Genomic DNA, 22,271 nt, shown 5'->3' with positions numbered 1-22,271 from the left:
TCCCCAGGGGAAACGCCCGGTGAAGCCTCATGACCTTCGCCCGGGCACACGTCCCCGTGGGCGAGCACTGTCAGTGCCCGCAGGTAGATTCGTTTGAGGCTGGTGAGCCGACCGCACTCGGTTCATGACGGCCCATACCGACGATTGCAGGAGTGATTCGCGTGGATCGTGTCGCGCTGCGCGGCCTCAAGGCCCGCGGGCACCACGGTGTCTTCCAGAAGGAACGCGAGGAGGGCCAGACCTTCATCGTGGACCTGACGCTGGGCCTGGACACCCGACCGGCCGCGGCCGACGACGACCTGGCGAAGACCGTGCACTACGGCGTCGTGGCGGAGGAGGTCGTGGCCGTCGTCGAGGGCGAGCCCGTCGACCTCATCGAGACGCTCGCCGAGCGCATCGCCCAGGCGTGTCTGAAGCACGACGGGGTCCAGGAGGTCGAGGTCTGCGTCCACAAACCGGACGCGCCGATCACGGTCCCCTTCGACGACGTGACCGTCACGATCACCCGGAGCCGAGTATGACCGCCTTCTCCACCAAGGGTCAGAGCGACCCGACCGTACAGCCGGTGCCCGCCTCCGTGGTGGAGCAGGTGGACGCCGCCGACACGACCCTGCAGAACCCGAAGCGCGCGGTGATCTCCCTCGGCTCGAACCTGGGCAACCGCCTGGAGACCCTCCAGGGCGCCATCGACGCCCTGGAGGACACCCCCGGAGTCCGCGTCAAAGCGGTCTCCCCCGTCTATGAGACGGAGCCCTGGGGCGTGGAACCGGGCAGCCAGCCCACGTACTTCAACGCGGTCGTGGTCCTCAAGACCACCCTCCCCCCGTCCTCGCTCCTGGAGCGGGCGCACGCGGTCGAGGAGGCCTTCCACCGCGTGCGGGACGAGCGCTGGGGCCCGCGCACGATCGACGTGGACATCGTGGCGTACGCCGATGTCGTCTCCGACGACCCGGTGCTGACCCTCCCTCACCCGCGCGCCCACGAACGGGCCTTCGTCCTCGCCCCCTGGCACGACGTGGAACCCGAGGCCCAGTTCCCCGGCCGGGGCCCCGTGGCCCAGCTCCTCGCGGCGCTCACCCGAGACGGTGTCACGCCCCGCGCCGATCTGGAACTCCGGCTGCCCGAGTAGTCGTTAAGGTCATGACGACCAGACTGGCTTACCAATAAGGGGCAGAGGGGCAAAGTGAAAGAGCTGCGCATCAGGACGCTGGCCGCCGTGTTCGTCGTGGCCGGAGTGCTGTCCTGGGCGGGCGCCCGCCTGTGGAACGCGGTGGGCACGCTCCCCCGGGTCCCCCTCGCCGCCCCCATCGTCCTGGCCCTGATCGCCGTCGTCCTCCTCGCGACGGCGCTCTCGCTGCGCGCCCGTCTCAAGGCCCAGCGCGAGCGCCGCCCCGGCGCCAAGGGCGTCGACCCCCTGATGGCGGCCCGCGCGGTCGTCTTCGGCCAGGCGAGCGCCCTGGTGGCCGCCCTGGTGGCCGGTATGTACGGCGGCACGGGCGCGTTCCTGCTGGAATCCCTCGACATCCCCGCCCGCCGCGACCAGGCCATCTACGCCGGCCTCTCCGTCCTCGCCGGCATCGGCGTCATAGCGGCCGCCTTCTTCCTGGAGCGCGTCTGCAAGCTCCCGGAGGACGACGACGACAACGCGGGAACCGCTCCGGTGGCATAGCCCCGGAGCGCTTCGCAGGAGTCGGACGGGAGGCCCCCGGGAGGCTAGCGCGCCATGATGAGGCTCATCGCCTCGTTGCGCGTCGCCGCGTCCCGCAGCTGGCCGCGCACCGCCGACGTGATGGTCTTCGCGCCGGGCTTGCGAATGCCGCGCATCGACATGCACATGTGCTCGCACTCCACGACCACGATCACGCCGCGCGGCTCCAGGATCTCCATCAGGGAGTCGGCGATCTGAGTCGTCAGCCGCTCCTGCACCTGCGGGCGGCGGGCGTAGACGTCGACCAGCCGGGCCAGCTTGGACAGACCGGTGATCTTGCCGCTGGTGGCCGGGATGTAGCCGACGTGCGCGACCCCGCGGAACGGCACCAGATGGTGTTCACAGGTCGAGAAGACCTCGATGTCCTTCACCAGGACCATCTCGTCGTGCCCCAGGTCGAACGTCGTCGTCAGAACGTCCTCCGGCTGCTGCCACAGCCCCGCGAATATCTCCCTGTACGCCCGCGCCACGCGCCCCGGCGTCTCCCTGAGGCCCTCGCGGTCCGGGTCCTCGCCGACCGCGATCAGAAGCTCTCGTACGGCGTTCTCGGCGCGCTTCTCGTCGAACTCACCGATCAGGCCCTCGCCGTCCAGCGTCACGGGGTCGGTCATCTGGTCCTCGTTCCTGTGGATCTTGCGCGTGCCGGTCGACGCGTCCCAATCATGCGGGCAGACGAAAATGCCGCACCCCCCAGGCTAAAACCTGGGGGGTGCGGCATTCATTCCGGGCCTGGTGGGGCCGCCGGGAGCCTGGGTCAGCTCTCGGTGCGCTCCTCCGGGGCCGCCTCCGTCACCGGGACGGACTCCGTCGCGGTGGCGATGGCCGGCGCCGAGCCGTTCGCCCCGTTCGTCAGTGACAGCTCCTTGGGGGAGAGCACCGGCGGGCGGGTGGACGGCGTGCGCCGGGAGGAGCCGGTCCACGCGGGGCGGGCCGGGCGCTTGACGATGGGAGCGAAGACCTCGGCGATCTGCTCCTTGCTCAGCGTCTCCTTCTCCAGCAGCTGGAGCACCAGCGCGTCGAGGACGTCGCGGTTCTCGACCAGGATTTCCCAGGCCTCGTTATGCGCGTTCTCGATGAGCTTCTTGACCTCTTCGTCGACGAGCGCGGCGACCTCTTCCGAGTAGTCACGCGGGTGCGACATCTCCCGGCCCAGGAAGGGCTCGGTGTTGTCGCCGCCGAACTTGATCGCGCCGAGACGCTCGGTCATGCCGTACTGCGTGACCATCGCGCGGGCCGTTGCGGTGGCCTTCTCGATGTCGTTCGCAGCGCCCGTGGTCGGGTCGTGGAAGACGAGCTCCTCGGCCGCGCGCCCGCCCAGCATGTATGCCAGCTGGTCGAGCATCTCGTTGCGCGTGGTGGAGTACTTGTCCTCCTCCGGCAGGACCATCGTGTAGCCGAGGGCACGGCCCCGCGACAGGATCGTGATCTTGTGGACCGGGTCCGAGTTCGGAGACGCCGCCGCGACCAGGGCGTGGCCGCCCTCGTGGTACGCGGTGATCTTCTTCTCCTTGTCGGACATGATCCGGGTCCGCTTCTGCGGGCCCGCCACGACACGGTCGATCGCCTCGTCCAGCATGGAGTTGTCGATCAGCTTCCCGTTGGCGCGCGCAGTGAGCAGCGCCGCTTCGTTCAGCACGTTCGACAGGTCCGCGCCGGTGAAGCCGGGGGTACGCCGCGCGACCGCCGACAGGTCGACGTCCGGAGCGACCGGCTTGCCCTTCTGGTGAACCTTGAGGATCTCCAGACGGCCCTGCATGTCCGGACGGTCGACCGCGATCTGGCGGTCGAAGCGGCCGGGGCGCAGGAGGGCCGGGTCGAGGATGTCGGGCCGGTTCGTGGCGGCGATCAGGATGACGCCGCCCTTCACGTCGAAGCCGTCCATCTCGACGAGCAGCTGGTTGAGCGTCTGCTCGCGCTCGTCGTGACCGCCGCCGAGGCCGGCGCCGCGGTGGCGGCCGACCGCGTCGATCTCGTCGACGAAGACGATCGCCGGAGCGTTCGCCTTGGCCTGCTCGAACAGGTCACGGACTCGGGAGGCACCGACACCGACGAACATCTCGACGAAGTCGGAACCGGAGATCGAGTAGAAGGGGACGCCGGCCTCGCCCGCGACAGCGCGCGCGAGCAGCGTCTTACCGGTACCAGGAGGCCCGTAAAGGAGCACGCCCTTGGGGATCTTCGCCCCGACGGCCTGGAACTTCGCCGGCTCCTGGAGGAACTCCTTGATCTCCTGGAGCTCCTCGACCGCCTCGTCCGAGCCCGCGACGTCCGAGAACGTCGTCTTCGGGGTGTCCTTGGTGATGAGCTTCGCCTTGGACTTCCCGAAGTTCATGACCCGGGAGCCGCCGCCCTGCATCTGATTCATCAGGAACAGGAAGACGACGACGATGAGGACGAAGGGAAGCAGGGACAGCAGGATCCCGACGAAGGCGTTCTGCTTCGTCGGAGAGACCGTGTAGCCGTCCGGGATCTGCTTGTTCTGGTACTTGTCCTGCAGTGTGTTGGCCAGGGCCACGCCCTGGTCGCCGATGTAGCTCGCCTGGATCTTTGAGCTGCCGTCGACCTTCTCGCCGTCCTTGAGCTGGACCTTGATGGTCTGCTCGTCGCCGGTGGTGATCTTGGCCTGCTCGACCTTGTTGTCATTGATCGCCTGGACGACCTGGCCGGTGTCCACCGTCTTGTAGCCGCCGGACGAACCGACGACCTGCATCAACACGACCACGGCAAGGACGGCCAGCACGATCCACATGACCGGCCCACGGAAGTATCGCTTCACGTCCATCCATACGGAGCGGAGCCGCCCCGTCCCTCCTGCCATAGTGAGTTTGATAAAGACTTATAAAGGCTGTTCGTCGGACGGTACCCCAGCATTGTCACCCGAAGCCGCAGGGGACTGCTGGCAATCCGGCCTACGCATGCTCCAACGGCGCGAAACCCGCTGGGGTTCCCGAACGTCCTACCGGGACTGAGCCGCCCTCGAAAGGGCGGGGGTTCAGCCGCCGTAGACGTGAGGCGCGAGCGTACCGACGAACGGGAGGTTGCGGTACTTCTCCGCGTAGTCGAGGCCGTAGCCGATGACGAACTCGTTCGGGATGTCGAAGCCGACCCACTCCACGTCGATCGCGACCTTGGCCGCCTCGGGCTTGCGCAGCAGCGTGCACACCTTGAGGGAGGCGGGCTCGCGGGAACCGAGGTTGGAGATCAGCCAGGAGAGGGTCAGCCCGGAGTCGATGATGTCCTCGACGATGAGGACGTGCTTGCCCTTGATGTCGGTGTCGAGGTCCTTGAGGATCCGCACGACACCGGAGGACTGCGTGCCCGCGCCGTACGAGGACACGGCCATCCAGTCCATGGTGACCGGGGTGGACAGCGCACGCGCCAGGTCCGCCATGACCATCACGGCGCCCTTGAGGACACCGACGATCAGCAGGTCCTTGCCCGCGTACTCCGCGTCGATCTTCGCGGCCAGCTCAACCAGCTTCGCGTCGATCTCTTCCTTGGTGATGAGCACCGACTTGAGGTCGGTGCCCATGTCTTTCGCGTCCACCCGCATCACTTTCGGTCGTCCGTCCCACCGGCCACCCGGACCGCCCGCGACCCGTGCGACGGGTCCCGGAGATCCGTGTGAACGGTTCCGGTGGAGGGTCCGGTTTCAGCCTTGCCGAATCACCAGTCTGCCACCCTGGCGCTGAGCGACGACTTTGCCCGGGAGATTGATGGCCCCCTGGCCACGCCATCCGGTGATCAGCCGGTCGACTTCTTCGATGTGGCGGGCGAACAGCGAACCGGCCGGGGCGCCCGCCTCGATGGCGGCGCGGCGCAGGATGCGGCGGCGTACGGCGGGCGGCAGGGCGTAGAGCTTGGCGCATTCCAGGAGGCCGGCCGCGTCGCGTACGGAGGCCTCGGCCTGGCTGGCCCAGGCGTCCAGGGCGTCGGCGTCGTCACGGGACAACTGGGCCGTACGGGCGAGTGCCTCGACGACACCCTTGCCGAGCGCCTTCTCCAGGGCGGGCAGGCCCTCGTGGCGCAGCCGGGAGCGGGTGTAGGCCGGGTCGGCGTTGTGCGGGTCGTCCCAGACGGGCAGCGACTGGGCCATGCAGGCCTTGCGGGCGGTCTGCCGGTCCAGGTGCAGGAACGGGCGGCGGTAACGGCCGTCGGCCCCCGAGACCGCGGCCATTCCGGACAGGGAGCGGATGCCGGAGCCGCGGGCGAGGCCCAGCAGGACGGTTTCGGCTTGGTCGTCGCGGGTGTGGCCGAGCAGGATCGCGGTGGCGCCGAGGCGCTCGGCGGCGGCGTCCAGGGCGGCGTACCGGGCGTCGCGGGCGGCGGCCTCGGGCCCGCCGTCGCGGCCGACGGTGACGACGATGGACTCGGCCGGGGTCAGCCCCAGCTCGGTGAGGCGCAGCACGACTTCGTCGGCGCGCAGGTCGGAGCCGGTCTGCAGACCGTGGTCGACGGTGATGCCACCGGCGCGGATGCCGAGTTTGGGGGCTTCGAAGGCGAGGGCGGAGGCGAGCGCCACGGAGTCGGCGCCGCCGGAGCATGCGACGAGCACGAGCGGCGTCGGCCGCTGCCCGTGCGGGGGCTGGGCAGGGGTGGGTGTCGGTGTGCGACGCGTACCGGGTGCGGGCACGCGTTCCGCGTCGGGGGCGGACGGGCGCGCGGCACCGATGCCGGGCGCGCGCCGGGTGTCGGGGACGGGCGTGTGCTCGGTGAGGATGTCGTGGAGTACGCGGCGAACCGCCAGGCGTATCGCCGCGACCGCAGGATGGGGACCCATGTCCGGTTCCCTTCATGAAGTTTTCGGGGGGTGAGCCCGGGATGGTCGGTCACTCAGAGTGTGTAGATGGTGACAGAACCGGGCCGTTCCCCGAGCATTGCACGCCTACCCATGCCCCACGGTCCCTCGGACGGGTGATTGGAGGGGCGTTTGCCTGCCGTCGGCCGGATTCGTTTCACGACCTTCCCGTAGGGTTCACGACTCTGCCTTGCGGTGCACCCGCGCGACCCAGTCCGCCGGTTTGGCGATCTCCGTCTTGGTCGGGAGGGTGTTCGGAGAGGTCCACACACGGTTGAACCCGTCCATGCCGACCTGGTCGACGACCGCCCGCACGAACTTCTCGCCGTCCCTGTACTGCTTCAGTTTGGCGTCCAGACCGAGGAGCTTGCGCAGCGCCAGGTCGAGGCGGGAGGCTCCCTTGGCGCGGCGTTGCTGGAATTTCTCGCGGATCTCGCCCACGGACGGGACCACGGCGGGGCCCACTCCGTCCATGACGAAGTCCGCGTGGCCCTCCAGGAGGGACATCACGGCGGTCAGCCGGCCGAGGATCTCGCGCTGTGCGGGCGTCTGCACGATTTCCACGAGGGAACGGCCGCCGTCGTCCTCCTCGGTGTCCGGGCGCCCGCCCGCGAGCGACTGGGCGGCCTCCCTGATGCGCTCCAGAACGGTCATGGGGTCGACCTCGGTCTCCCCCAAGAAAGACTGGATTTCGCCCTCCAGGTGGTCGCGCAGCCAGGGCACGGCCGTGAACTGGGTGCGATGGGTCTCCTCGTGCAGACACACCCACAGGCGGAAGTCGTGGGGCTGTACGTCGAGTTCGCGCTCCACGTGCACGATGTTCGGCGCGACCAGCAGGAGCCTGCCTCCGCCACTCGGTGAGTCAGAGGCGCCGCCCCCGGGCAGGTCGCGGCTGGCGGGGGCGAAGGTCTCGTACTGCCCGAGGACCCTGGACGACAGGAACGACAGCAGCATGCCCAGCTCCACGCCGGTCACCTTGCCGCCGACGGCGCCCAGGACGGCTCCGCCCGGGGTGCTCCCGCGCCGCTCCTGCATCTTGTCCAGGAGGGGCTTGAGGATCTCCCGGAACCCGGCGACATTGGCCCGTACCCAGCCCGGCCGGTCGACGACGAGTACGGGGGTGTCGCGCACGATGTCGTCGCCCATACGAGTAAAGCCCCGGACGTGCTCCTCCGAGGCCTTCGCGTGCCGGCGCAGTTCCGAGACGACGGACCTGGCCTCGTCACGGCTCACCTCGGGGCCCGGCCGCACGAGTCGGGTCGCGGTCGCCACCGCGAGATTCCAGTCGACCATCCCAGTAGATGCAGCACCACCGATGCTCGTCATGCGTCAACCGTACGTGAGCGTGTCCGACTGCGGTTAGGGGTACGGGGTCCGGGTCGCCCCCTGGTGTGGGGCTGACGGTGTCTCTGACGCCCTCTGGGTCGGCTGGGGCCGGGGCTTGGTCGCATCGGTGCCCGGCGCTGTCGGCTGTGCCCACCCGTCCCGCCCAAGGCGGGACGTAGTTGCCTATCGGCAGCCGCACCTCGCCAGTGCCGTCGCCGTGTGGTCCAGGGCCGCCCGGGCCTCCAGGGCGTTCGGCGGGTGGGCCTCGTCCGAAGTGAGGAAGGCGAAGGCGAGGAGGCGGCCGTCGGTGTCCACGACGGTGCCGGCGAGGGTGTTCACGCCGGTCAGGGTGCCGGTCTTGGCGCGGACGACGCCGGTGGCGGTGGGGTCGTCGGTGTAGCGGGTGCTGAGGGTGCCGGTGAAGCCCGCGATGGGCAGGCCGGTCAGGACCGTACGGAGTTCGGGGTGGGCCGGGTCGCCGGACTTGGCCAGCAGTGCGGTGAGCAGGTCGGCCGAGAGCCGGTCGGCGCGGTTCAGGCCGCTGCCGTCCGCGAAGTCGGCGCCGGACAGCGGGAGTCCGAGCTTCTTCAGCTGCGCGCTGATCGCCTTCGCGTCGCCCGCGAAGCTGGGCTGCTCGTCCGAGGCGAGGGCGACCTGGCGGGCCAGGGCCTCCGCGATGTCGTTGTCGCTGTTGGTCAGCATCCGCTCGACCAGGGCGGACAGCGGCGGCGAGGAGACCGAGGCGAGAGCCTGGGAACGGCTCGTCGCCTTCGAGAGGCCGGGGGACGTCGTCTTGATGCCCTTGTCGTGCAGCAGGTCGGCGAACTTCCGGGCGGCGTCCGCCGCCGGGTCCAGGGCACGCCCGGCCGTTCCGCTGGTCGAGTCGTTCAGCCGGGCCTCGTCGACCATCAGGGCGGTGACCTGCGCGATGTTCTCGTTGACGCCGATGGGGTGCAGCGCGGGACCGGCGTACAGCGAGGTGTCGTACGAGAGCGTCACCTGGTCCAGATGACGGGCCTTCAGGGCGGTTGCCGTCTCGTCGGCGAGGGTGCGCAGGCTCGCCCAGCCCTCCGCGTCCTTGCGGGCGGTCAGCGTCGGGTCGCCGCCGCCGACGAGGACGACTTCCTTGGTGTCGGGCTCCAGGACCGTACGCGTCTGGAGGCGGTGGTCGGGGCCCGGCGCCGTCAGCGCGGCGACGGCGGTGGCGATCTTCGTGGTGGAGGCCGGGATCTGGACGTCGTCGGCGTTCTTGCTGTACAGCCGCTTGCCGGTCGCGACGTCGACGACGACGGCGGTGCGCGTCGCGCCCAGGACGGCGTTGTCCAGGAGCGGGTCGAGGACGCCCGCGAGGGCCTTCTCGGCGGGCACGGGCACCGTGCCCGTGGAACCGCCGAGTCCGGCCAGTACGGAGGCGGCGCTGGGCGCGGGCTGGGGCGACTTCCGGGACGTAGCGGACGTATGGCCGTGATCTGCGACACCCTCGCCCTCCCGCGATGCGGCCCAGTCGCGCTCGGCCGTACGCTGACCGGTGGAGTCCCAGGGACCGGCCGCGGCCACCGCCCCGGCCGCGAGTGCCAGGCCCACGGTGGCGGCGACGGCTGTGAGCTGCGGGGTCGTGAACTTCACGGGACGCGGCCGCACGGCTTGGGTGACCCGCGCCACGTGCGGTTTCACCGTCCGCGCGACCCGCACCACATGCGGTCTCGCGGCCCGCCAAGCCCTCAGCTCTGGCACGACCACCAGCCCCTTTCGCGATCACACACCTGCGTGAGGGACACTTAACCACCAGAACTATGTGCTGATCATGGAGGAGCCACCGGTGGAGTTCGACGTCACGATCGAGATTCCGAAGGGTTCGCGGAACAAGTACGAGGTGGACCACGAGACCGGTCGGATCCGCCTGGACCGTCGACTCTTCACCTCGACCAGTTACCCGGCCGACTACGGCTTCGTCGAGAACACCCTCGGCGAGGACGGCGACCCGCTGGACGCCCTGGTCATTCTGGACGAGCCGACCTTCCCCGGCTGTCTCATCCAGTGCCGCGCGATCGGCATGTTCCGTATGACGGACGAGGCCGGCGGCGACGACAAGCTGCTGTGCGTCCCGGCGCACGACCCGCGTGTGGAGCACCTGCGCGACATCCACCACGTGTCGGAGTTCGACCGCCTGGAGATCCAGCACTTCTTCGAGGTCTACAAGGACCTGGAGCCCGGCAAGTCCGTCGAGGGCGCCAACTGGGTGGGCCGCGCCGAGGCCGAGGCCGAGATCGAGCGTTCCTACAAGCGTCTCAAGGACCAGGGCGGTCACTGACCCCTTCTGTGCCTCGCGGGCCGCGTCATCCCTTACGGGGTGGCGCGGCCCGTTCGTTTGCCAGTGCGCATACTGAGGCGTACTGGAGTGCGTAGTCGGGAGCGATGGGTGACGGAGGCGGAGGACCGCAAGCCGCAGTCGGACGAGGCGAAGAGCGCCTTCGTGCCGCCGGACGGCATGGAACCCGCGGTCGAGGACGAGTCGCAGACCACCTCCGAGTTCGCGCTCCCCAAGGGCGTGCCGCAGCCGCCCGCCGTCGAGGCGGAGGGTTCGGCGTTCAGCACCCCGCGCACGTACAGCGCCCAGGACGCCCCGCCCGCCTTCACGCCGGCGGCCGGCATACCCGTAGTCAGCCTGTCCAAGGACGCGCCCTGGCAGGACCGCATGCGCACGATGCTGCGCATGCCGGTGACCGAGCGGCCCGCGCCCGAACCCGTGCACAAGGAGGACGAGTCGGGTCCCGCCGTCCCGCGCGTGCTCGACCTGACGCTGCGTATCGGCGAACTGCTGCTCGCGGGCGGTGAGGGCGCCGAGGACGTGGAGGCGGCGATGTTCGCCGTCTGCCGCTCCTACGGACTGGACCGCTGCGAGCCGACGGTCACCTTCACCCAGCTGTCCATCTCGCACCAGCCGTCGCTGGTGGAGGACCCCGTCACGGCGTCCCGGACGGTACGCCGCCGCGGCACCGACTACACGCGCCTCGGGGCCGTCTACCGGCTCGTCGCCGACCTCAGCGACCCGGAGACCGCGAACTCCCCGGAGGACGCCTACCGGCGGCTCGCGGAGATCCGGCGCAACCGGCACCCGTACCCCGGCTGGGGGCTGACCGCCGCCGGCGGACTCCTCGCGGGCGCGGCCTCGGTGCTCGTCGGCGGTGACGCGCTCGTGTTCATCGCCGCGGCGCTCGGCGCGATGCTGGGCGACCGGCTCGCGTGGCTGTGCGCGGGGCGCGGGCTGCCGGAGTTCTACCAGTTCACGGTGGCCGCGATGCCGCCGGCCGCGATCGGTGTCGCGCTCACGGTGGCGCACGTCGATGTGAACGCGTCCGCGGTGATCACCGGTGGGCTGTTCGCGCTGCTGCCCGGGCGGGCGCTCGTCGCGGGCGTGCAGGACGGGCTGACCGGCTTCTACATCACCGCGGCCGCACGCCTGCTCGAAGTCATGTACTTCTTTGTCGGCATCGTTGTCGGTGTCCTACTAGTGCTCTATTTCGGCGTGAAGCTGGGCGCCCAGCTCAACCCCGACGCGGCACTGAACATCTCCGAGCGGCCCTTGCTCCAGATCGCCGCGTCCATGCTGCTGTCGCTCACCTTCGCGATCCTGCTCCAGCAGGAACGGTCCACCGTGCTCGCGGTGACCCTCAACGGAGGCGTGGCCTGGTCGGTGTACGGGGCGATGCACTACGCGGGCGGGATCTCGCCCGTCGCCTCGACCGCCGTCGCGGCGGGGCTGGTGGGGCTGTTCGGGCAGCTGCTGTCGCGGTATCGGTTCGCTTCGGCGCTGCCGTACACCACCGCGGCGATCGGGCCCCTGTTGCCAGGGTCGGCGACCTATTTCGGGCTGTTGTCGATCGCGCAGAACGAGGTGGACAAGGGGCTGGTGTCGCTCACCAAGGCTGCCGCGCTTGCCATGGCCATCGCCATTGGGGTGAACCTGGGGTCGGAGATTTCGCGGCTGTTCTTGCGTGTGCCGGGCGGCTCCGCCGGGGGGCGCAGGGCTGCGAAGCGGACTCGGGGGTACTGAGCGCCTAGGAGCTCGGGGCCTTGTGTCGGACGGCGACTGCGGGTTGTTTGTGGCTGGTCGCGCCGTCCCCGCGCCCGTTTCGGGGGCGCCTTTGCTCAGCCTCGGTTCTGCGGGTAGCCCTCTTCGTAGTAGCCCTGGTCCGAGGCGTACGGCTGCTGCTGGTAGCCCTGGGGGTACTGCTCGGGCGGGTAGGTCTGGCCCTGGTCGTAGCCGTACTGCTGCTGGTACGGGTCCTGGTACTGCTGCGGGTACGGCTGCTGCGGGTAGCCCTGGTTCTGGTCGTAGCCGTACTGCTGCTGGTTCTGGTCCTGGTGGGCCGGCGGTACGCGGCGCAGCTGGGTCGTCGCGTCGTCCATGACCGGGGGCTGCGGCTGCTGTTGCGCCGGGGCCGGGGCGGGGGTCGCCTGGGGCGGGTTCTTCTTGGCCTTGGAGCGGGCGCGGAGGAACTCGATGGCGATGGGGACCACGGAGACGAGGACGATCAGGATCAGGATCGCCTCGATGTTCTTGTGGACGAAGTCGATGTTGCCGAGCCAGGAGCCGAGCAGCGTGACGCCCGCGCCCCACAGGACGCCGCCGATGATGTTGAAGGTGATGAACGAGCGGTACTTCATGCCGCTGACGCCCGCGATGATCGGCGTGAACGTGCGCACGATGGGCACGAAACGGGCCAGGACCAGGGACTTGGGCCCGTACTTCTCGAAGAACTCGTGGGCCTTGACCACGTTCTCCTGCTTGAAGAGGCGGGAGTTCGGGCGGGTGAAGAGCGAGGGGCCGACCTTCTTGCCGAAGAGATAGCCCGCCTGGTCGCCGAGGATCGCGGCGAGGCAGATCAGGAGTACGGCCGCCCAGAGGGGAAAGTCCATCGTGCCCGCGGTGATCAGCAGGCCGCAGGTGAACAGCAGCGAGTCGCCCGGCAGGAAGAAACCGATGAGCAGGCCGGACTCGGCGAAGACGACGAGCAGCAGGCCCCAGATGCCGTAGCTGTCCAGGAGCGTGTTCGGATCCAGCCAGCTTGGACCAAGGGCAAGCGTCGTCACGGTTCCGGGCTCCTGAGGGGTGAAGGAAGGTACGGCACTCCTGGTACGGCCGACCAAAGCTATCAACGCAATGTGTCCTCGCCAGGTTCCACCGGTGTCTCCAGGATGCACTGTGCGCCCCCTGGCACAAAGCTGTGAGCCATGGGCATCGAGGAATACGGAGGCGGCCAGGGTCCCCAGTCGGACGTACTGGTCGTGACGACGAACGACGCACCCGGTTACCGCGTCCAGCAGGTCATCGGCGAGGTCTTCGGCCTCACCGTGCGCTCCCGGCATCTGGGCAGCCAGATCGGCGCCGGTCTGAAGTCGATGATCGGCGGTGAGCTCAAGGGGCTCACCAAGACGCTCGTGGAGACCCGCAACCAGGCCATGGAGCGGCTGATCGAGCAGGCGCGCACGCGTGGCGCGAACGGTGTGCTGATGTTCCGCTTCGACGTGACGGAGGCGGCGGACGTGGGCACGGAGGTGTGCGCGTATGGGACAGCGGTCGTCCTGGTGAAGGAATAGCGCACACCCGGTCCGCACACCCGGTCCGCCCGGTCCGAGGAACAGCGCACCCGCGTAAGGGGCACCCGTAAGGGCGGGCGCCCCTTACCGGCAGGTCTCATGACGCATGCCGCCGTCAGGCCCCCTGGGAGTGCCTCTCGGCGTTCGCCGCGATCGCGTCCCTCAGGTGCTCGGCGACGCCGGGCCCGATGGCCTCGTAGAACGCCTTGAAACGCTCGTCGGAGACGTACATCTCGCCGAGCCCCTGGTGGATCTTGTACGGACAGTCGAAGAACCACTTGGTGATGTGCCGGCGGTGCTGCTCCGCGAGGTCCATCGCCCGCTCGTCGACGGCCGGTACGCCCTGCGCCACGAGTGCGCCGTACCGCTCGCTCCAGGCGGTGGTCTCCTCCTTGATGCGCAGCCAGTCGTCCTTCGTGTAGCGGGCGACCCGCTTCTGCGACTGCTCGTACGTCCAGGTGCCGCCCCAGCGCTGCTCGGCCTCCTCGTTGTACTTCTCCGGATCGTCGTCCCCGAAGACCTCGAACTTCTCCTCGGGCGTGAGGTTGATGCCCATCTTCCGTGCCTCCATGGCGTGCTCCACGGCCGCGGCCATCCTCTGCAGCTTCTCGATCCGGGCGGTCAGCAGCTCGTGCTGCCGGCGCAGGTGCGCGCGCGGGTCCGCTTCCGGGTCGTCGAGCAGGGCGGCGACCTCGTCGAGCGGGAAGCCGAGCTCCCGGTAGAACAGGATCTGCTGCAGCCGGTCGAGGTCCGCGTCGCCGTAGCGCCGGTGGCCCGCGTGGCTGCGCTCGCCGGGCGCGAGCAGGCCGATCTCGTCGTAGTGGTGCAGCGTGCGCACCGTGACCCCGGCGAAACCGGCGACCTGGCCCACTGAGTAACTCACTTCCGCTCCCTTCTCGGTACGCGCTTCACGATGAGCCCTCACGTGACGTGAGGTGCAAGCCCGATGTCACCGGGGCCGGAGCGAACCCCTGGTGGGCCGGAGAGAATCCTCGGGATGTCGTGTCCCTTTTGTCCGCTTAGTGTGGGCGCGTGACCCACGACGCGGCCCCACCGGCACCCGCTCCGGCGACGCCCGCCCGGACGCTGCTGGCGCTGCTCCTCCCGGCTGTCCTCGTGGGCGCGGGCGCGAGTCTGCTCTATGTGGGCGTCAGCAAGCTCGCCGAGCAGCTCCAGGACGTGCTGTGGACAACCCTGCCGGACGCTCTGGGCATCGGCGGCTACTCCTCGCTCTGGATGATCGTCATGCTCACCGCGACGGGTGTGGCCGTCGGACTCGTGGTGTGGAAGGCGCCGGGGCACGCGGGCCCCGACCCGGCCACCCTGGGACTCAACGCGTCCCCCATGCCGCTCCTGGTGCTGCCGGGGCTGCTGGTGGCGACGGCGCTGATGCTGGCGGGCGGTCCGAGCCTGGGCCCCGAGAACCCGATCATCGCCGTCAACGTGGCGCTCGCGTTCTGGCTGGGCCGCAGGTTTCTGCCCGTACTGCCCGGCGCCCTGTGGGTGACGCTGGCCGAGTCGGCGACCATCGGTGCGCTGTTCGGTACGCCGGTCGCGGCGGCACTGGTCATCTCGGAGGCGTTGGCCGGGAAGAAGATGCCGGGGAAGTTGTGGGACAACCTCTTCGCACCGCTGGCGGCGGCTGCGGTGGGCTCGATGACCACCAGTCTGGTGAACCATCCGCAGTTCGACCTCCATCTGCCCCCGCTCGGCCCGCCCGGCTGGGGCGACCTGCTGGCCGCGCTCGTGATCGCGTCCGCGGCCGCGGTGTTCGGCATGCTCGCGGTCTACGCCTTCCCCTACGTCCACAGCGCCTTCTCGCGCCTCGGGCACCCCATGGTGGCGCTCCCGGTCGGCGGAGTCGTCCTGGGCCTCCTCGGGTGCCTGGGCGGGCATCTGACGCTCTTCAAGGGTCTGGCCGAGATCGACGAGCTGGCCCAGACCCCGGACGGCTGGTCCGCGGGTCAGTTCGCGCTGATGTCCGGGGTGAAACTGGCCGCCCTGCTCATCGCGGCGTCCTGCGGATTCCGGGGCGGCCGTATCTTCCCCGCCGTCTTCGTGGGCACCGCATTCGGCCTGTGCGCCCACGCGCTCGTGTCGTCGGTCCCTCCGGCGCTCGGCGTGTCCATGGGAGTGCTGGGCATGCTCCTTGCCATCACCCGGCAGGGCTGGGTGAGCCTGTTCACGGCCGCCGCCCTCGTGGCCTCCCCCTCGATCATCGCCCTGCTGTGCATCGCGTCCCTGCCGGCCTGGCTGCTGGTGACCGGACGACCGCAGATGCAGCTTCACGACGACGGAACCCCGATCCGCTGACCGCACCGCACCGCACCGCACCGCAAGACCGTCTGGAGGCGACATGCCACTGCACCAAGGCCACGAGAAGCCCGACGAGCGCCCGATGTCCGTCAACCCGTTCTACGGGGAGACGAATCCGGTCAGCGGAATGATCGATGCCCCGCCCAAGCACAAGCTTCCCGAGGGCCCGCTGGCGCCCATGACCGCGTACCAGATCGTCCACGACGAGCTCATGCTGGACGGCAACTCGCGGCTGAACCTCGCCACCTTCGTCACCACCTGGATGGAGCCGCAGGCCGGGGTGCTGATGGCGGAGTGCCGGGACAAGAACATGATCGACAAGGACGAGTACCCGCGCACGGCCGAACTGGAGCGGCGCTGCGTGGCGATGCTCGCCGATCTGTGGAACGCGCCGGATCCGGCGGCCGCGGTGGGCTGTTCGACGACCGGGTCGAGCGAGGCGTGCATGCTCGCCGGAATGGCCCTCAAGCGCCGCTGGACCCAGCGGAACGCCGACCGCTACCCCGGAGCCCGGCCGAACCTCGTGATGGGGGTCAACGTCCAGGTCTGCTGGGACAAGTTCTGCAACTTCTGGGAGGTCGAGCCACGTCTGGTCCCCATGGAGGGCGACCGTTTCCACCTCGATCCGAAGGCGGCGGCCGAGCTGTGCGACGAGAACACCATCGGGGTCGTCGGCATCCTCGGGTCCACCTTCGACGGGTCGTACGAGCCGATCGCCGAGCTGTGCGCGGCCCTCGACGAGCTCCAGGAGCGTACGGGCCTGGACATCCCCGTCCATGTCGACGGCGCCTCCGGGGCGATGATCGCGCCCTTCCTCGACGAGGACCTGGTCTGGGACTTCCGGCTGCCGAGGGTGTCGTCGATCAACACCTCGGGGCACAAGTTCGGCCTGGTCTACCCGGGTGTCGGCTGGGCGCTGTGGCGGTCGGAGGTCGAGCTGCCCGAGGAACTCGTCTTCCGGGTCAACTACTTGGGCGGCAACATGCCGACCTTCGCGCTCAACTTCTCCCGGCCGGGCGCGCAGGTCGTGGCGCAGTACTACACGTTCCTGCGCCTCGGCCGTGAGGGCTACCGGGCGGTGCAGCAGACCACTCGCGACGTGGCCCGCGGGCTCGCCGAACGCATCGAGGCGCTGGGCGACTTCACCCTCCTCACCCGGGGCGACGAGCTGCCCGTCTTCGCCTTCACGACCGCGCCCGACGTGACCGCGTACGACGTCTTCGACGTGTCCCGGCGCATGCGTGAGCGTGGCTGGCTGCTGCCCGCGTACACCTTCCCGGAGAACCGCGAGGACCTGTCCGTCCTGCGCGTGGTCTGCCGTAACGGCTTCTCGACCGACCTCTCCGACCTCTTCATGGAGGACCTGAGCAGTCTGCTGCCCGAACTGCGGCAGCAATCGGGCCCGTTGACGCGCGACAAGAGCGCGGCGAGCAGCTTTCACCACTAGAGCCCGCCGGAGACCATCAACGAAGAACGTCAGCCGAGCAACGGGCGCCAGCGGTCGGGCACCTTGTCGCCGTACTCGATGCCGGTCGCGCCCACGAGGGCGGCCAGGTCGGCGAGTTGAGCGGTGACCGCCCGGCACAGCGCGGCCGTCGGCTTCGTGTCGGGCTCCAGGTAGAGGCCCTCGACCAGCAGGACTCCCCGGCTCTTGTCGAAGCGCGGCGAGGTCCGGCCGACGAGGCGGTCGCCGTGCAGGATGGGAAGGAGGTAGTAGCCGTACTCGCGTTTGGCCTTCGGGACGTACATCTCGTTGCGGAAGGCGAAGCCCCACAGGCGTTCGGTGAGGCGGCGGTCGTTGATGAGGTTGTCGAAGGGCGAGAGCAGCGCGGTGCGGCCCTGCCAGTCGCCGGCCCGGATCGCCTCCAGTTCGGCGAGGGCGTCGGCGTGCACGTACCAGGTCTCGGAGCCGGTGGGCGCGTCCTCGACCTTCACCGGGACCACGCGGCCCTCGCCGGTGAGGGTGCGCAGCACCTCGGGCAGGCCGTCGTACTTGCCGCGCACGAAGTACTGCTTGAGGTCCAGCGGGCGGGCGACGCCGAGGGCGCGCAGCGTGTGCTCCGTGGCCGTGGTGACCATCTCCCGGGGCGACACCGCCACCCGGTCGGCGTCGGCCGGGAGACAGGCGTCGGGCAGGCCCCAGAGCCGCTGTCCCGCCGCACGGCCCGCCACCATGATCCTGCCCTGGAGCCAGAGGAAGGTCAGCATCCGCTCGACGTTGCGGCCCGCGGTCCAGCCGGAGGAGGGCCAGTCCATCACCGAGCGGTCCTCGAAGGCGTCGGTGGGCAGGGGGGCGCCTTCGGCGAGGCGCCGCAGTATGTGTTCGCTCAGTTGGCCGTTGGCCGCCATCCAGGTGCTGGTGAACGACAGGTTCTTGGGGGGATAGCCGTCCATCGACACCCGGTGGACGGGGTAGTCCTCGGTGAGGACGAGGGCCGCCGCGTGCGCCCAGTACTCGAACAGCCACCGCTCCTGCCACCAGAGGGTGGGCAGTTGGGCGCCGGCCCGGGGGCCGAGGCGGCTCCAGAGGACCAGTTCATGGCTCGGGGCCACGACGCTGACGGGGTCCAGCTGGAGATAGCGCAGCGACCTCAGGACGGTGCGCAGGCCGGTCGCGTCCGCCGGGGGGCGGGCGGCGGACAGGTGCTGCCGCGAGAGGGCCAGCTTTCGCGCGTCCGACCGGCTGATCGTCAGAAGTCGCTGAGGCATGGGCATTACGGCACTCCTCGCTGCGGAACGGGGGCCTGCGGACCGGCAGTGCGGACCGGCAGCGCGATCGAACACTCTAGCGAATCAGATGCAGGCACAACTCGGCGTCTGACAAGCCCGCAGGAACGTTGCCCCCTCACTCCGGCGAGTGACACTACTGTCGTACGGGGAACAGCTGGGAGCACCACCACTCACGATCTCCTCCATGGGAGCTGTCATGGCCGCAGAGGCACACACCGGCGAGCAGGCGTTGCGGGCCACCTCCGAGAACTGGATGTACCCGCCCGAGGAGGGCTGGACATGGGACCAGGTCAAGGAACTGGACGTCCCGTTCGACTGGGATCTCGTGGATGGGAACATCGTGGTACGTGGGGTGACGACGTGGTGGCACGACCGGGTCCGGAACGAGCTGTACTTCCGGCTGAGGAGCGTCCAGCGCCCGCCGTACGGCACAGACGTCGAACGCTGGACCCAGTTCGATGATCGCAATGTGCCGAGGCCGGACATCGTCGTGTACGACAAGACCGAGGTCGACATCCGCACCATGGACTGCACGCCTGTCGCGAGCGTCGTCCTCGCCGTCGAGATCGTCTCCCCCGGCTCACGCACCGACGACCGTTTCCGCAAGCCCGGCATGTATGCCGAGGCCGGAATCGCCCATTACTGGCGCGTCGAGCGCGGCGAGGACGACGTTCCGGAGGTGCACCAGTTCTGGCTCGACGAGGACAGCGGGGTCCTGATCCCGCGCCCCGACCGCCCTGTCCATACCGACAAGCTCACGACCGTCGTCCCCTTCCCGGTCGACATCGACCTGCGCAGCCTGATCGAGGAGTGACCCCGGCTCACACGGTGAGCCCAGTTGGCCCACGTCGCGCAGTCAGCACGCGCACCATCGCCGACGGAGGCGTGGCTACACGCGAGGCGTTGGTCCCACTTGATCAGCGAGCATCCCCCGGATGCGGCGCCCCCGTCGCGTACGGGTTCTCCTCGCCGTCCCCGAGCACGCCCACGAACGGCTCGCCCTCCCCCGCGAAGGTGTACGCCCCGCCCTCGATCCGCGCGATCAGGCCCAGGGTCCACTCGGCCTCGGCGTCGGCCGTGTGGATCCAGAGGTTCATGATCTCGCCGATGTGGCCGAGCTGCCCGGGGCCGTCCTCGGGCACGTAGTGCTCGGTGACGGCGGCCCGCCACTCCTCGATGCGGCGGGTCCGTTCCTTCAGCAGGGCCACCGCCTCGGCCCTCGGCAGGTCGACGATGAAGCCGATCGCCGCCGACTTGACGTCCGTCTTCTGGTCGTACGAGGTCAGCGCGGCGCGCAGCAGCGAGAAGTACTCCTCGGTGCCCTGGTCCGTGATCTCGTACTCGGTACGGGGCGGTCCGCCGGCCGTGGACGGCGCGATCTCGTGGGCCAGCAGCAGCCCTTGCTTCGCCATCTGCTTGAGTGCGTGGTAGATCGAGCCGGGCTTGGCGTTGGACCACTCGTGCGCGCCCCAGTACTCCAGGTCGTTGCGCACCTGGTAGCCGTGGGCCCGCCCGTGCTGGCGGACGGCGCCGAGCACGAGGAGACGGATCGCTGACATGGGCCCCAGGTTAGGGCGTCCGGGGTCAGGACCAGGACGTGCCCTGCTCCTTGGCCACCAGCTCGAAGGCGGTCGCGCCGTCCAGGGACTCGCGGATGATGTCGGCGTGGCCGGAGTGGCGGGCCATCTCCGAGATCAGGCGCAGCAGCACCCAGCGCATCGAGACGCGCCCCTCCGGCGGGAACCAGGGGTCGCTCGGGAGCGCGAAGGTGTCGTCGAGGCTGGGCACCGAGCGGATGAACGCGTCGGTCTCGGCGGCGACCTTCTCCCAGTGCGCCAACTGCGACGCGACGGTCTCTTCGCCGACGAGGACGAAACACTCGTGCCAGTTCGACTCGTCCCGCTTGACGGCCGGCTGCTCGCCCCTGGCGCGGGCGATCCAGCCCTGCTCGACCTCCGCGGCATGCTTGAGCAGTCCCGACAGCGACAGTTCGCTCGCGCTCGGCCGGCTCGCGGCCTGCTCCGCCGTCAGGCCGATCAGGGCCCGCCGGATCCCGCCCCGCTCCGCCTCCAGGAACGAGAGCAGCGCTCCCCGCTCGTCGCCGTGAGCCTCCGCCGCAACGTGAGTCACCATGACCGGCCGCCTTTCGTCGGGTCCTCCTGCCGGGCACCTTCTGCCCGACACCGACGAAGCTACGGGCCCTTGCGGTCAGCTTCTGTCCGCAAGGGCCCGGCGACGCGAGGAAGTCCTAGAACGGGAAGAAGCTCCGCCCGTGCTGCACCGAGATCCACTTCAGGGTGGTGAACGCGTCGACGGTCGTCTCGCCGTTCAGGCGGCCGATGCCGGAGTGCTTCTCGCCGCCGAAGGGGACGAGCGGTTCGTCGTGCACGGTGCCGTCGTTGACGTGGAACATGCCGGTGTCGATCTGCTTGGCGAAGTTCACGCCGCGCTCGATGTCGCCGGTGTGGACGGCGCCGGAGAGCCCGTACGGGGTGTCGTTGACGAGGCGGACCGCCTCCTCCTCGCCGTCGAAGGGGACGAGGAAGACGACCGGGCCGAAGATCTCCTGCTGGAGGAGGGCCGAGCCGGCGGGGACGCCCGTCAGGACGGAGGGCTCGACGAGGTTGTCGGTCGTCGTGCCGTGTACGAGGGCGGTGGCGCCCTCCGCGATCGCCTGGTCGACGGTGCCCGAAATCGCGTCCGCCTGCGAGGAGTTGATGACCGGGCCGATGATCGTCTGGGGGTCGGCCGGGTCGCCGACCTTCAGGGTCTTGACCTTGGCGACGAACTTCTCGGTGAACTCGGCCTCGATCGCGCGGTCCACGAGGACGCGGTTCGCGGCCATGCAGACCTGGCCCTGGTGGACGTACCGGCTGAAGACCGCCGCGTCGACCGCGTAGTCGATGTCCGCGTCGTCCAGGACCACCAGCGCGCTGTTGCCGCCCAGTTCGAGGATCGCGCTCTTGAAGTGCGAGGCGCAGACGGTGGCCACATGGCGGCCGACCTTGTCCGAGCCGGTGAAGGAGATGACCTTCGGGACCGGGTGCTCGATGAAGGCGTCGCCGATCTCGGCGATGTCGGTGATGACGACGTTGAGGAGACCGGCGGGCAGGCCCGCGTCCTCGAAGATCTTCGCGACCAGGGAGCCGCCGACGATCGGGGTGTTCTGGTGCGGCTTGAGGACCACACCGTTGCCGAGCGCCAGCGCCGGGGCGACCGACTTCAGCGAGAGGAGGAAGGGGAAGTTGAAGGGGCTGATGACGCCGACGACGCCCACCGGGACGCGGTAGACGCGGTTCTCCTTGCCGTCGATCGGCGAGGGGATGATCTTGCCTTCGGGACGCAGCGCCAGCTGGATCGACTCGCGCAGGAACTCCTTGGCGAGGTGCAGCTCGAAGCCCGCCTTGAGGCGGGTGCCGCCGAGCTCGGCGATGATCACCTCGGATATCTCGGCCTCGCGCTCCTCGATGAGGCGCAGGGCCTTCTCGAAGACGGCGCGACGGGCGTACGCGTTGGTCGCGCCCCACGCCTTCTGGGCGCGCTCGGCCGCGCGGTACGCCTGATCGACCTCGTCCGTCGTGGCTATCGTGATCGAGGCCAGCTTCTCGCCGTCGTACGGGTTGAAGTCGATGATGTCCCAGGATCCGGTGCCTGGACGCCACTCGCCGTCGATGTACTGCTGGGCCAGGTCGGTGAAGTAGGACGACATGTGATCCCTCAATCCCTCAATCCCTGCGCTGCCGAAGCAGACATCCGATCACGGTCTGATCACGCGTCATCGTACTTGTGTTT

At 69.5% G+C, this 22,271-nt stretch carries 21 protein-coding genes; 9 read left to right on the top strand and 12 right to left on the bottom strand.

All coding sequences use genetic code 11. The features are described from left to right. Positions 1-161: 161 nt before the first annotated feature. Genes folB through OG975_RS26875 form a run of 3 tightly spaced genes read left to right on the top strand, consistent with a single transcriptional unit; the run spans position 162 to position 1,669 of the window. Positions 162-521 carry a dihydroneopterin aldolase gene (gene folB / locus OG975_RS26885; protein WP_189188543.1) on the top strand — a complete coding sequence of 120 codons (360 nt, stop codon included), beginning with the start codon at positions 162-164 and terminating at the stop codon, positions 519-521. After that, positions 518-1,129, top strand: a complete 612-nt coding sequence (gene folK, locus OG975_RS26880; protein WP_330306404.1) for a 2-amino-4-hydroxy-6-hydroxymethyldihydropteridine diphosphokinase — start codon at positions 518-520, stop codon at positions 1,127-1,129. The genes folB and folK overlap by 4 nt, the downstream gene beginning before the upstream one ends. Positions 1,130-1,183: 54 nt before the next feature. Continuing rightward, positions 1,184-1,669: a DUF3180 domain-containing protein gene (locus tag OG975_RS26875; protein ID WP_330306403.1), complete on the top strand. Its 486-nt coding sequence runs from the start codon at positions 1,184-1,186 to the stop codon at positions 1,667-1,669. 44 nt (positions 1,670-1,713) lie between these two features. On the opposite strand, the gene folE is transcribed toward OG975_RS26875, so the two are convergent. The 6 genes from folE to dacB form a co-directional block, all read right to left on the bottom strand. Beyond that, positions 1,714-2,319, bottom strand: coding sequence for a GTP cyclohydrolase I FolE (gene folE, locus OG975_RS26870; RefSeq protein WP_330306402.1), 606 nt, complete (start codon positions 2,317-2,319; stop codon positions 1,714-1,716). 143 nt (positions 2,320-2,462) lie between these two features. Continuing rightward, positions 2,463-4,490, bottom strand: a complete 2,028-nt coding sequence (gene ftsH, locus OG975_RS26865; RefSeq protein WP_406331949.1) for an ATP-dependent zinc metalloprotease FtsH — start codon at positions 4,488-4,490, stop codon at positions 2,463-2,465. 210 nt (positions 4,491-4,700) lie between these two features. Further along, complete coding sequence (hpt, locus tag OG975_RS26860) at positions 4,701-5,261, bottom strand: hypoxanthine phosphoribosyltransferase (protein WP_327430604.1); 561 nt, start codon at positions 5,259-5,261, stop codon at positions 4,701-4,703. Positions 5,262-5,360: 99 nt separating this feature from the next. After that, positions 5,361-6,488, bottom strand: a complete 1,128-nt coding sequence (gene tilS, locus OG975_RS26855) for a tRNA lysidine(34) synthetase TilS (protein WP_406331948.1) — start codon at positions 6,486-6,488, stop codon at positions 5,361-5,363. A gap of 195 nt (positions 6,489-6,683) precedes the next feature. Further along, on the bottom strand, positions 6,684-7,832 hold the full coding sequence (locus OG975_RS26850) for a zinc-dependent metalloprotease (protein ID WP_406331947.1): 1,149 nt from the start codon (positions 7,830-7,832) through the stop codon (positions 6,684-6,686). 183 nt (positions 7,833-8,015) lie between these two features. Further along, positions 8,016-9,572 carry a D-alanyl-D-alanine carboxypeptidase/D-alanyl-D-alanine-endopeptidase gene (gene dacB, locus OG975_RS26845; RefSeq protein ID WP_406331946.1) on the bottom strand — a complete coding sequence of 519 codons (1,557 nt, stop codon included), beginning with the start codon at positions 9,570-9,572 and terminating at the stop codon, positions 8,016-8,018. Positions 9,573-9,651: 79 nt separating this feature from the next. On the opposite strand from dacB, the gene OG975_RS26840 reads away from it, so the two are divergent. Beyond that, complete coding sequence (locus tag OG975_RS26840; protein ID WP_327430599.1) at positions 9,652-10,143, top strand: inorganic diphosphatase; 492 nt, start codon at positions 9,652-9,654, stop codon at positions 10,141-10,143. A 108-nt stretch (positions 10,144-10,251) separates the two neighbouring features. Further along, positions 10,252-11,886: a threonine/serine exporter ThrE family protein gene (locus OG975_RS26835; RefSeq protein ID WP_406331945.1), complete on the top strand. Its 1,635-nt coding sequence runs from the start codon at positions 10,252-10,254 to the stop codon at positions 11,884-11,886. A 95-nt stretch (positions 11,887-11,981) separates the two neighbouring features. Here the strand turns inward: OG975_RS26835 and OG975_RS26830 are convergent, their stop codons facing one another. Further along, entirely contained in the window at positions 11,982-12,926 is a 945-nt protein-coding gene (locus OG975_RS26830; RefSeq protein WP_406331944.1) for a DedA family protein, read from the bottom strand. Positions 12,927-13,067: 141 nt separating this feature from the next. Here OG975_RS26830 and OG975_RS26825 point away from each other — a divergent pair, with 141 nt between their 5' ends. Continuing rightward, the gene (locus OG975_RS26825; RefSeq protein WP_330306395.1) at positions 13,068-13,433 is read left to right on the top strand and encodes a YbjQ family protein; all 366 of its coding nucleotides are present in this window, start codon (positions 13,068-13,070) and stop codon (positions 13,431-13,433) included. Between the two features lie 115 nt (positions 13,434-13,548). Here the strand turns inward: OG975_RS26825 and OG975_RS26820 are convergent, their stop codons facing one another. After that, entirely contained in the window at positions 13,549-14,316 is a 768-nt protein-coding gene (locus tag OG975_RS26820) for a MerR family transcriptional regulator (protein ID WP_406331943.1), read from the bottom strand. Positions 14,317-14,465: 149 nt separating this feature from the next. Here OG975_RS26820 and OG975_RS26815 point away from each other — a divergent pair, with 149 nt between their 5' ends. Both OG975_RS26815 and OG975_RS26810 read left to right on the top strand, forming a co-directional pair. Continuing rightward, complete coding sequence (locus tag OG975_RS26815; RefSeq protein WP_406331942.1) at positions 14,466-15,746, top strand: ion channel protein; 1,281 nt, start codon at positions 14,466-14,468, stop codon at positions 15,744-15,746. Between the two features lie 43 nt (positions 15,747-15,789). Then, positions 15,790-17,196, top strand: a complete 1,407-nt coding sequence (locus tag OG975_RS26810) for a glutamate decarboxylase (protein WP_406331941.1) — start codon at positions 15,790-15,792, stop codon at positions 17,194-17,196. 29 nt (positions 17,197-17,225) lie between these two features. Here the strand turns inward: OG975_RS26810 and OG975_RS26805 are convergent, their stop codons facing one another. Then, entirely contained in the window at positions 17,226-18,458 is a 1,233-nt protein-coding gene (locus tag OG975_RS26805; RefSeq protein ID WP_406331940.1) for a winged helix-turn-helix domain-containing protein, read from the bottom strand. Between the two features lie 217 nt (positions 18,459-18,675). Between OG975_RS26805 and OG975_RS26800 the strand changes: the two genes are divergently transcribed. Then, positions 18,676-19,293: a Uma2 family endonuclease gene (locus OG975_RS26800; protein WP_406331938.1), complete on the top strand. Its 618-nt coding sequence runs from the start codon at positions 18,676-18,678 to the stop codon at positions 19,291-19,293. A 103-nt stretch (positions 19,294-19,396) separates the two neighbouring features. Here OG975_RS26800 and OG975_RS26795 read toward each other — a convergent pair whose 3' ends face one another. The 3 genes from OG975_RS26795 to OG975_RS26785 all read right to left on the bottom strand — a co-directional run bounded on the left by OG975_RS26795 (position 19,397) and on the right by OG975_RS26785 (position 22,188). Then, positions 19,397-20,038, bottom strand: a complete 642-nt coding sequence (locus OG975_RS26795; RefSeq protein WP_406331937.1) for a PadR family transcriptional regulator — start codon at positions 20,036-20,038, stop codon at positions 19,397-19,399. A 25-nt stretch (positions 20,039-20,063) separates the two neighbouring features. Next, entirely contained in the window at positions 20,064-20,612 is a 549-nt protein-coding gene (locus OG975_RS26790; protein WP_406331936.1) for a DinB family protein, read from the bottom strand. Between the two features lie 115 nt (positions 20,613-20,727). Next, on the bottom strand, positions 20,728-22,188 hold the full coding sequence (locus OG975_RS26785) for an aldehyde dehydrogenase family protein (RefSeq protein WP_406331935.1): 1,461 nt from the start codon (positions 22,186-22,188) through the stop codon (positions 20,728-20,730). Positions 22,189-22,271 lie beyond the last annotated feature (83 nt).

It is taken from the genome of Streptomyces sp. NBC_00203 (assembly GCF_045206325.1).
In the GTDB taxonomy this organism is placed as follows: domain Bacteria; phylum Actinomycetota; class Actinomycetes; order Streptomycetales; family Streptomycetaceae; genus Streptomyces; species Streptomyces lutosisoli.
Note: the sequence above shows the minus strand (reverse complement) of the source record. Positions and strands in the feature narration are given on the sequence as shown.

Coding starts and splice junctions, on each gene's coding strand:
- folK (WP_330306404.1), top strand. CDS start 518: ATGACCGCCTTCTCCACCAAGGGTCAGAGCGACCCGACCGTACAGCCG.
- folE (WP_330306402.1), bottom strand. CDS start 2,319: ATGACCGACCCCGTGACGCTGGACGGCGAGGGCCTGATCGGTGAGTTC.
- ftsH (WP_406331949.1), bottom strand. CDS start 4,490: ATGGACGTGAAGCGATACTTCCGTGGGCCGGTCATGTGGATCGTGCTG.
- hpt (WP_327430604.1), bottom strand. CDS start 5,261: ATGCGGGTGGACGCGAAAGACATGGGCACCGACCTCAAGTCGGTGCTC.
- tilS (WP_406331948.1), bottom strand. CDS start 6,488: ATGGGTCCCCATCCTGCGGTCGCGGCGATACGCCTGGCGGTTCGCCGC.
- OG975_RS26850 (WP_406331947.1), bottom strand. CDS start 7,832: ATGACGAGCATCGGTGGTGCTGCATCTACTGGGATGGTCGACTGGAAT.
- OG975_RS26825 (WP_330306395.1), top strand. CDS start 13,068: ATGGGCATCGAGGAATACGGAGGCGGCCAGGGTCCCCAGTCGGACGTA.
- OG975_RS26810 (WP_406331941.1), top strand. CDS start 15,790: ATGCCACTGCACCAAGGCCACGAGAAGCCCGACGAGCGCCCGATGTCC.
- OG975_RS26805 (WP_406331940.1), bottom strand. CDS start 18,458: ATGCCTCAGCGACTTCTGACGATCAGCCGGTCGGACGCGCGAAAGCTG.
- OG975_RS26800 (WP_406331938.1), top strand. CDS start 18,676: ATGGCCGCAGAGGCACACACCGGCGAGCAGGCGTTGCGGGCCACCTCC.
- OG975_RS26795 (WP_406331937.1), bottom strand. CDS start 20,038: ATGTCAGCGATCCGTCTCCTCGTGCTCGGCGCCGTCCGCCAGCACGGG.
- OG975_RS26790 (WP_406331936.1), bottom strand. CDS start 20,612: ATGGTGACTCACGTTGCGGCGGAGGCTCACGGCGACGAGCGGGGAGCG.
- OG975_RS26785 (WP_406331935.1), bottom strand. CDS start 22,188: ATGTCGTCCTACTTCACCGACCTGGCCCAGCAGTACATCGACGGCGAG.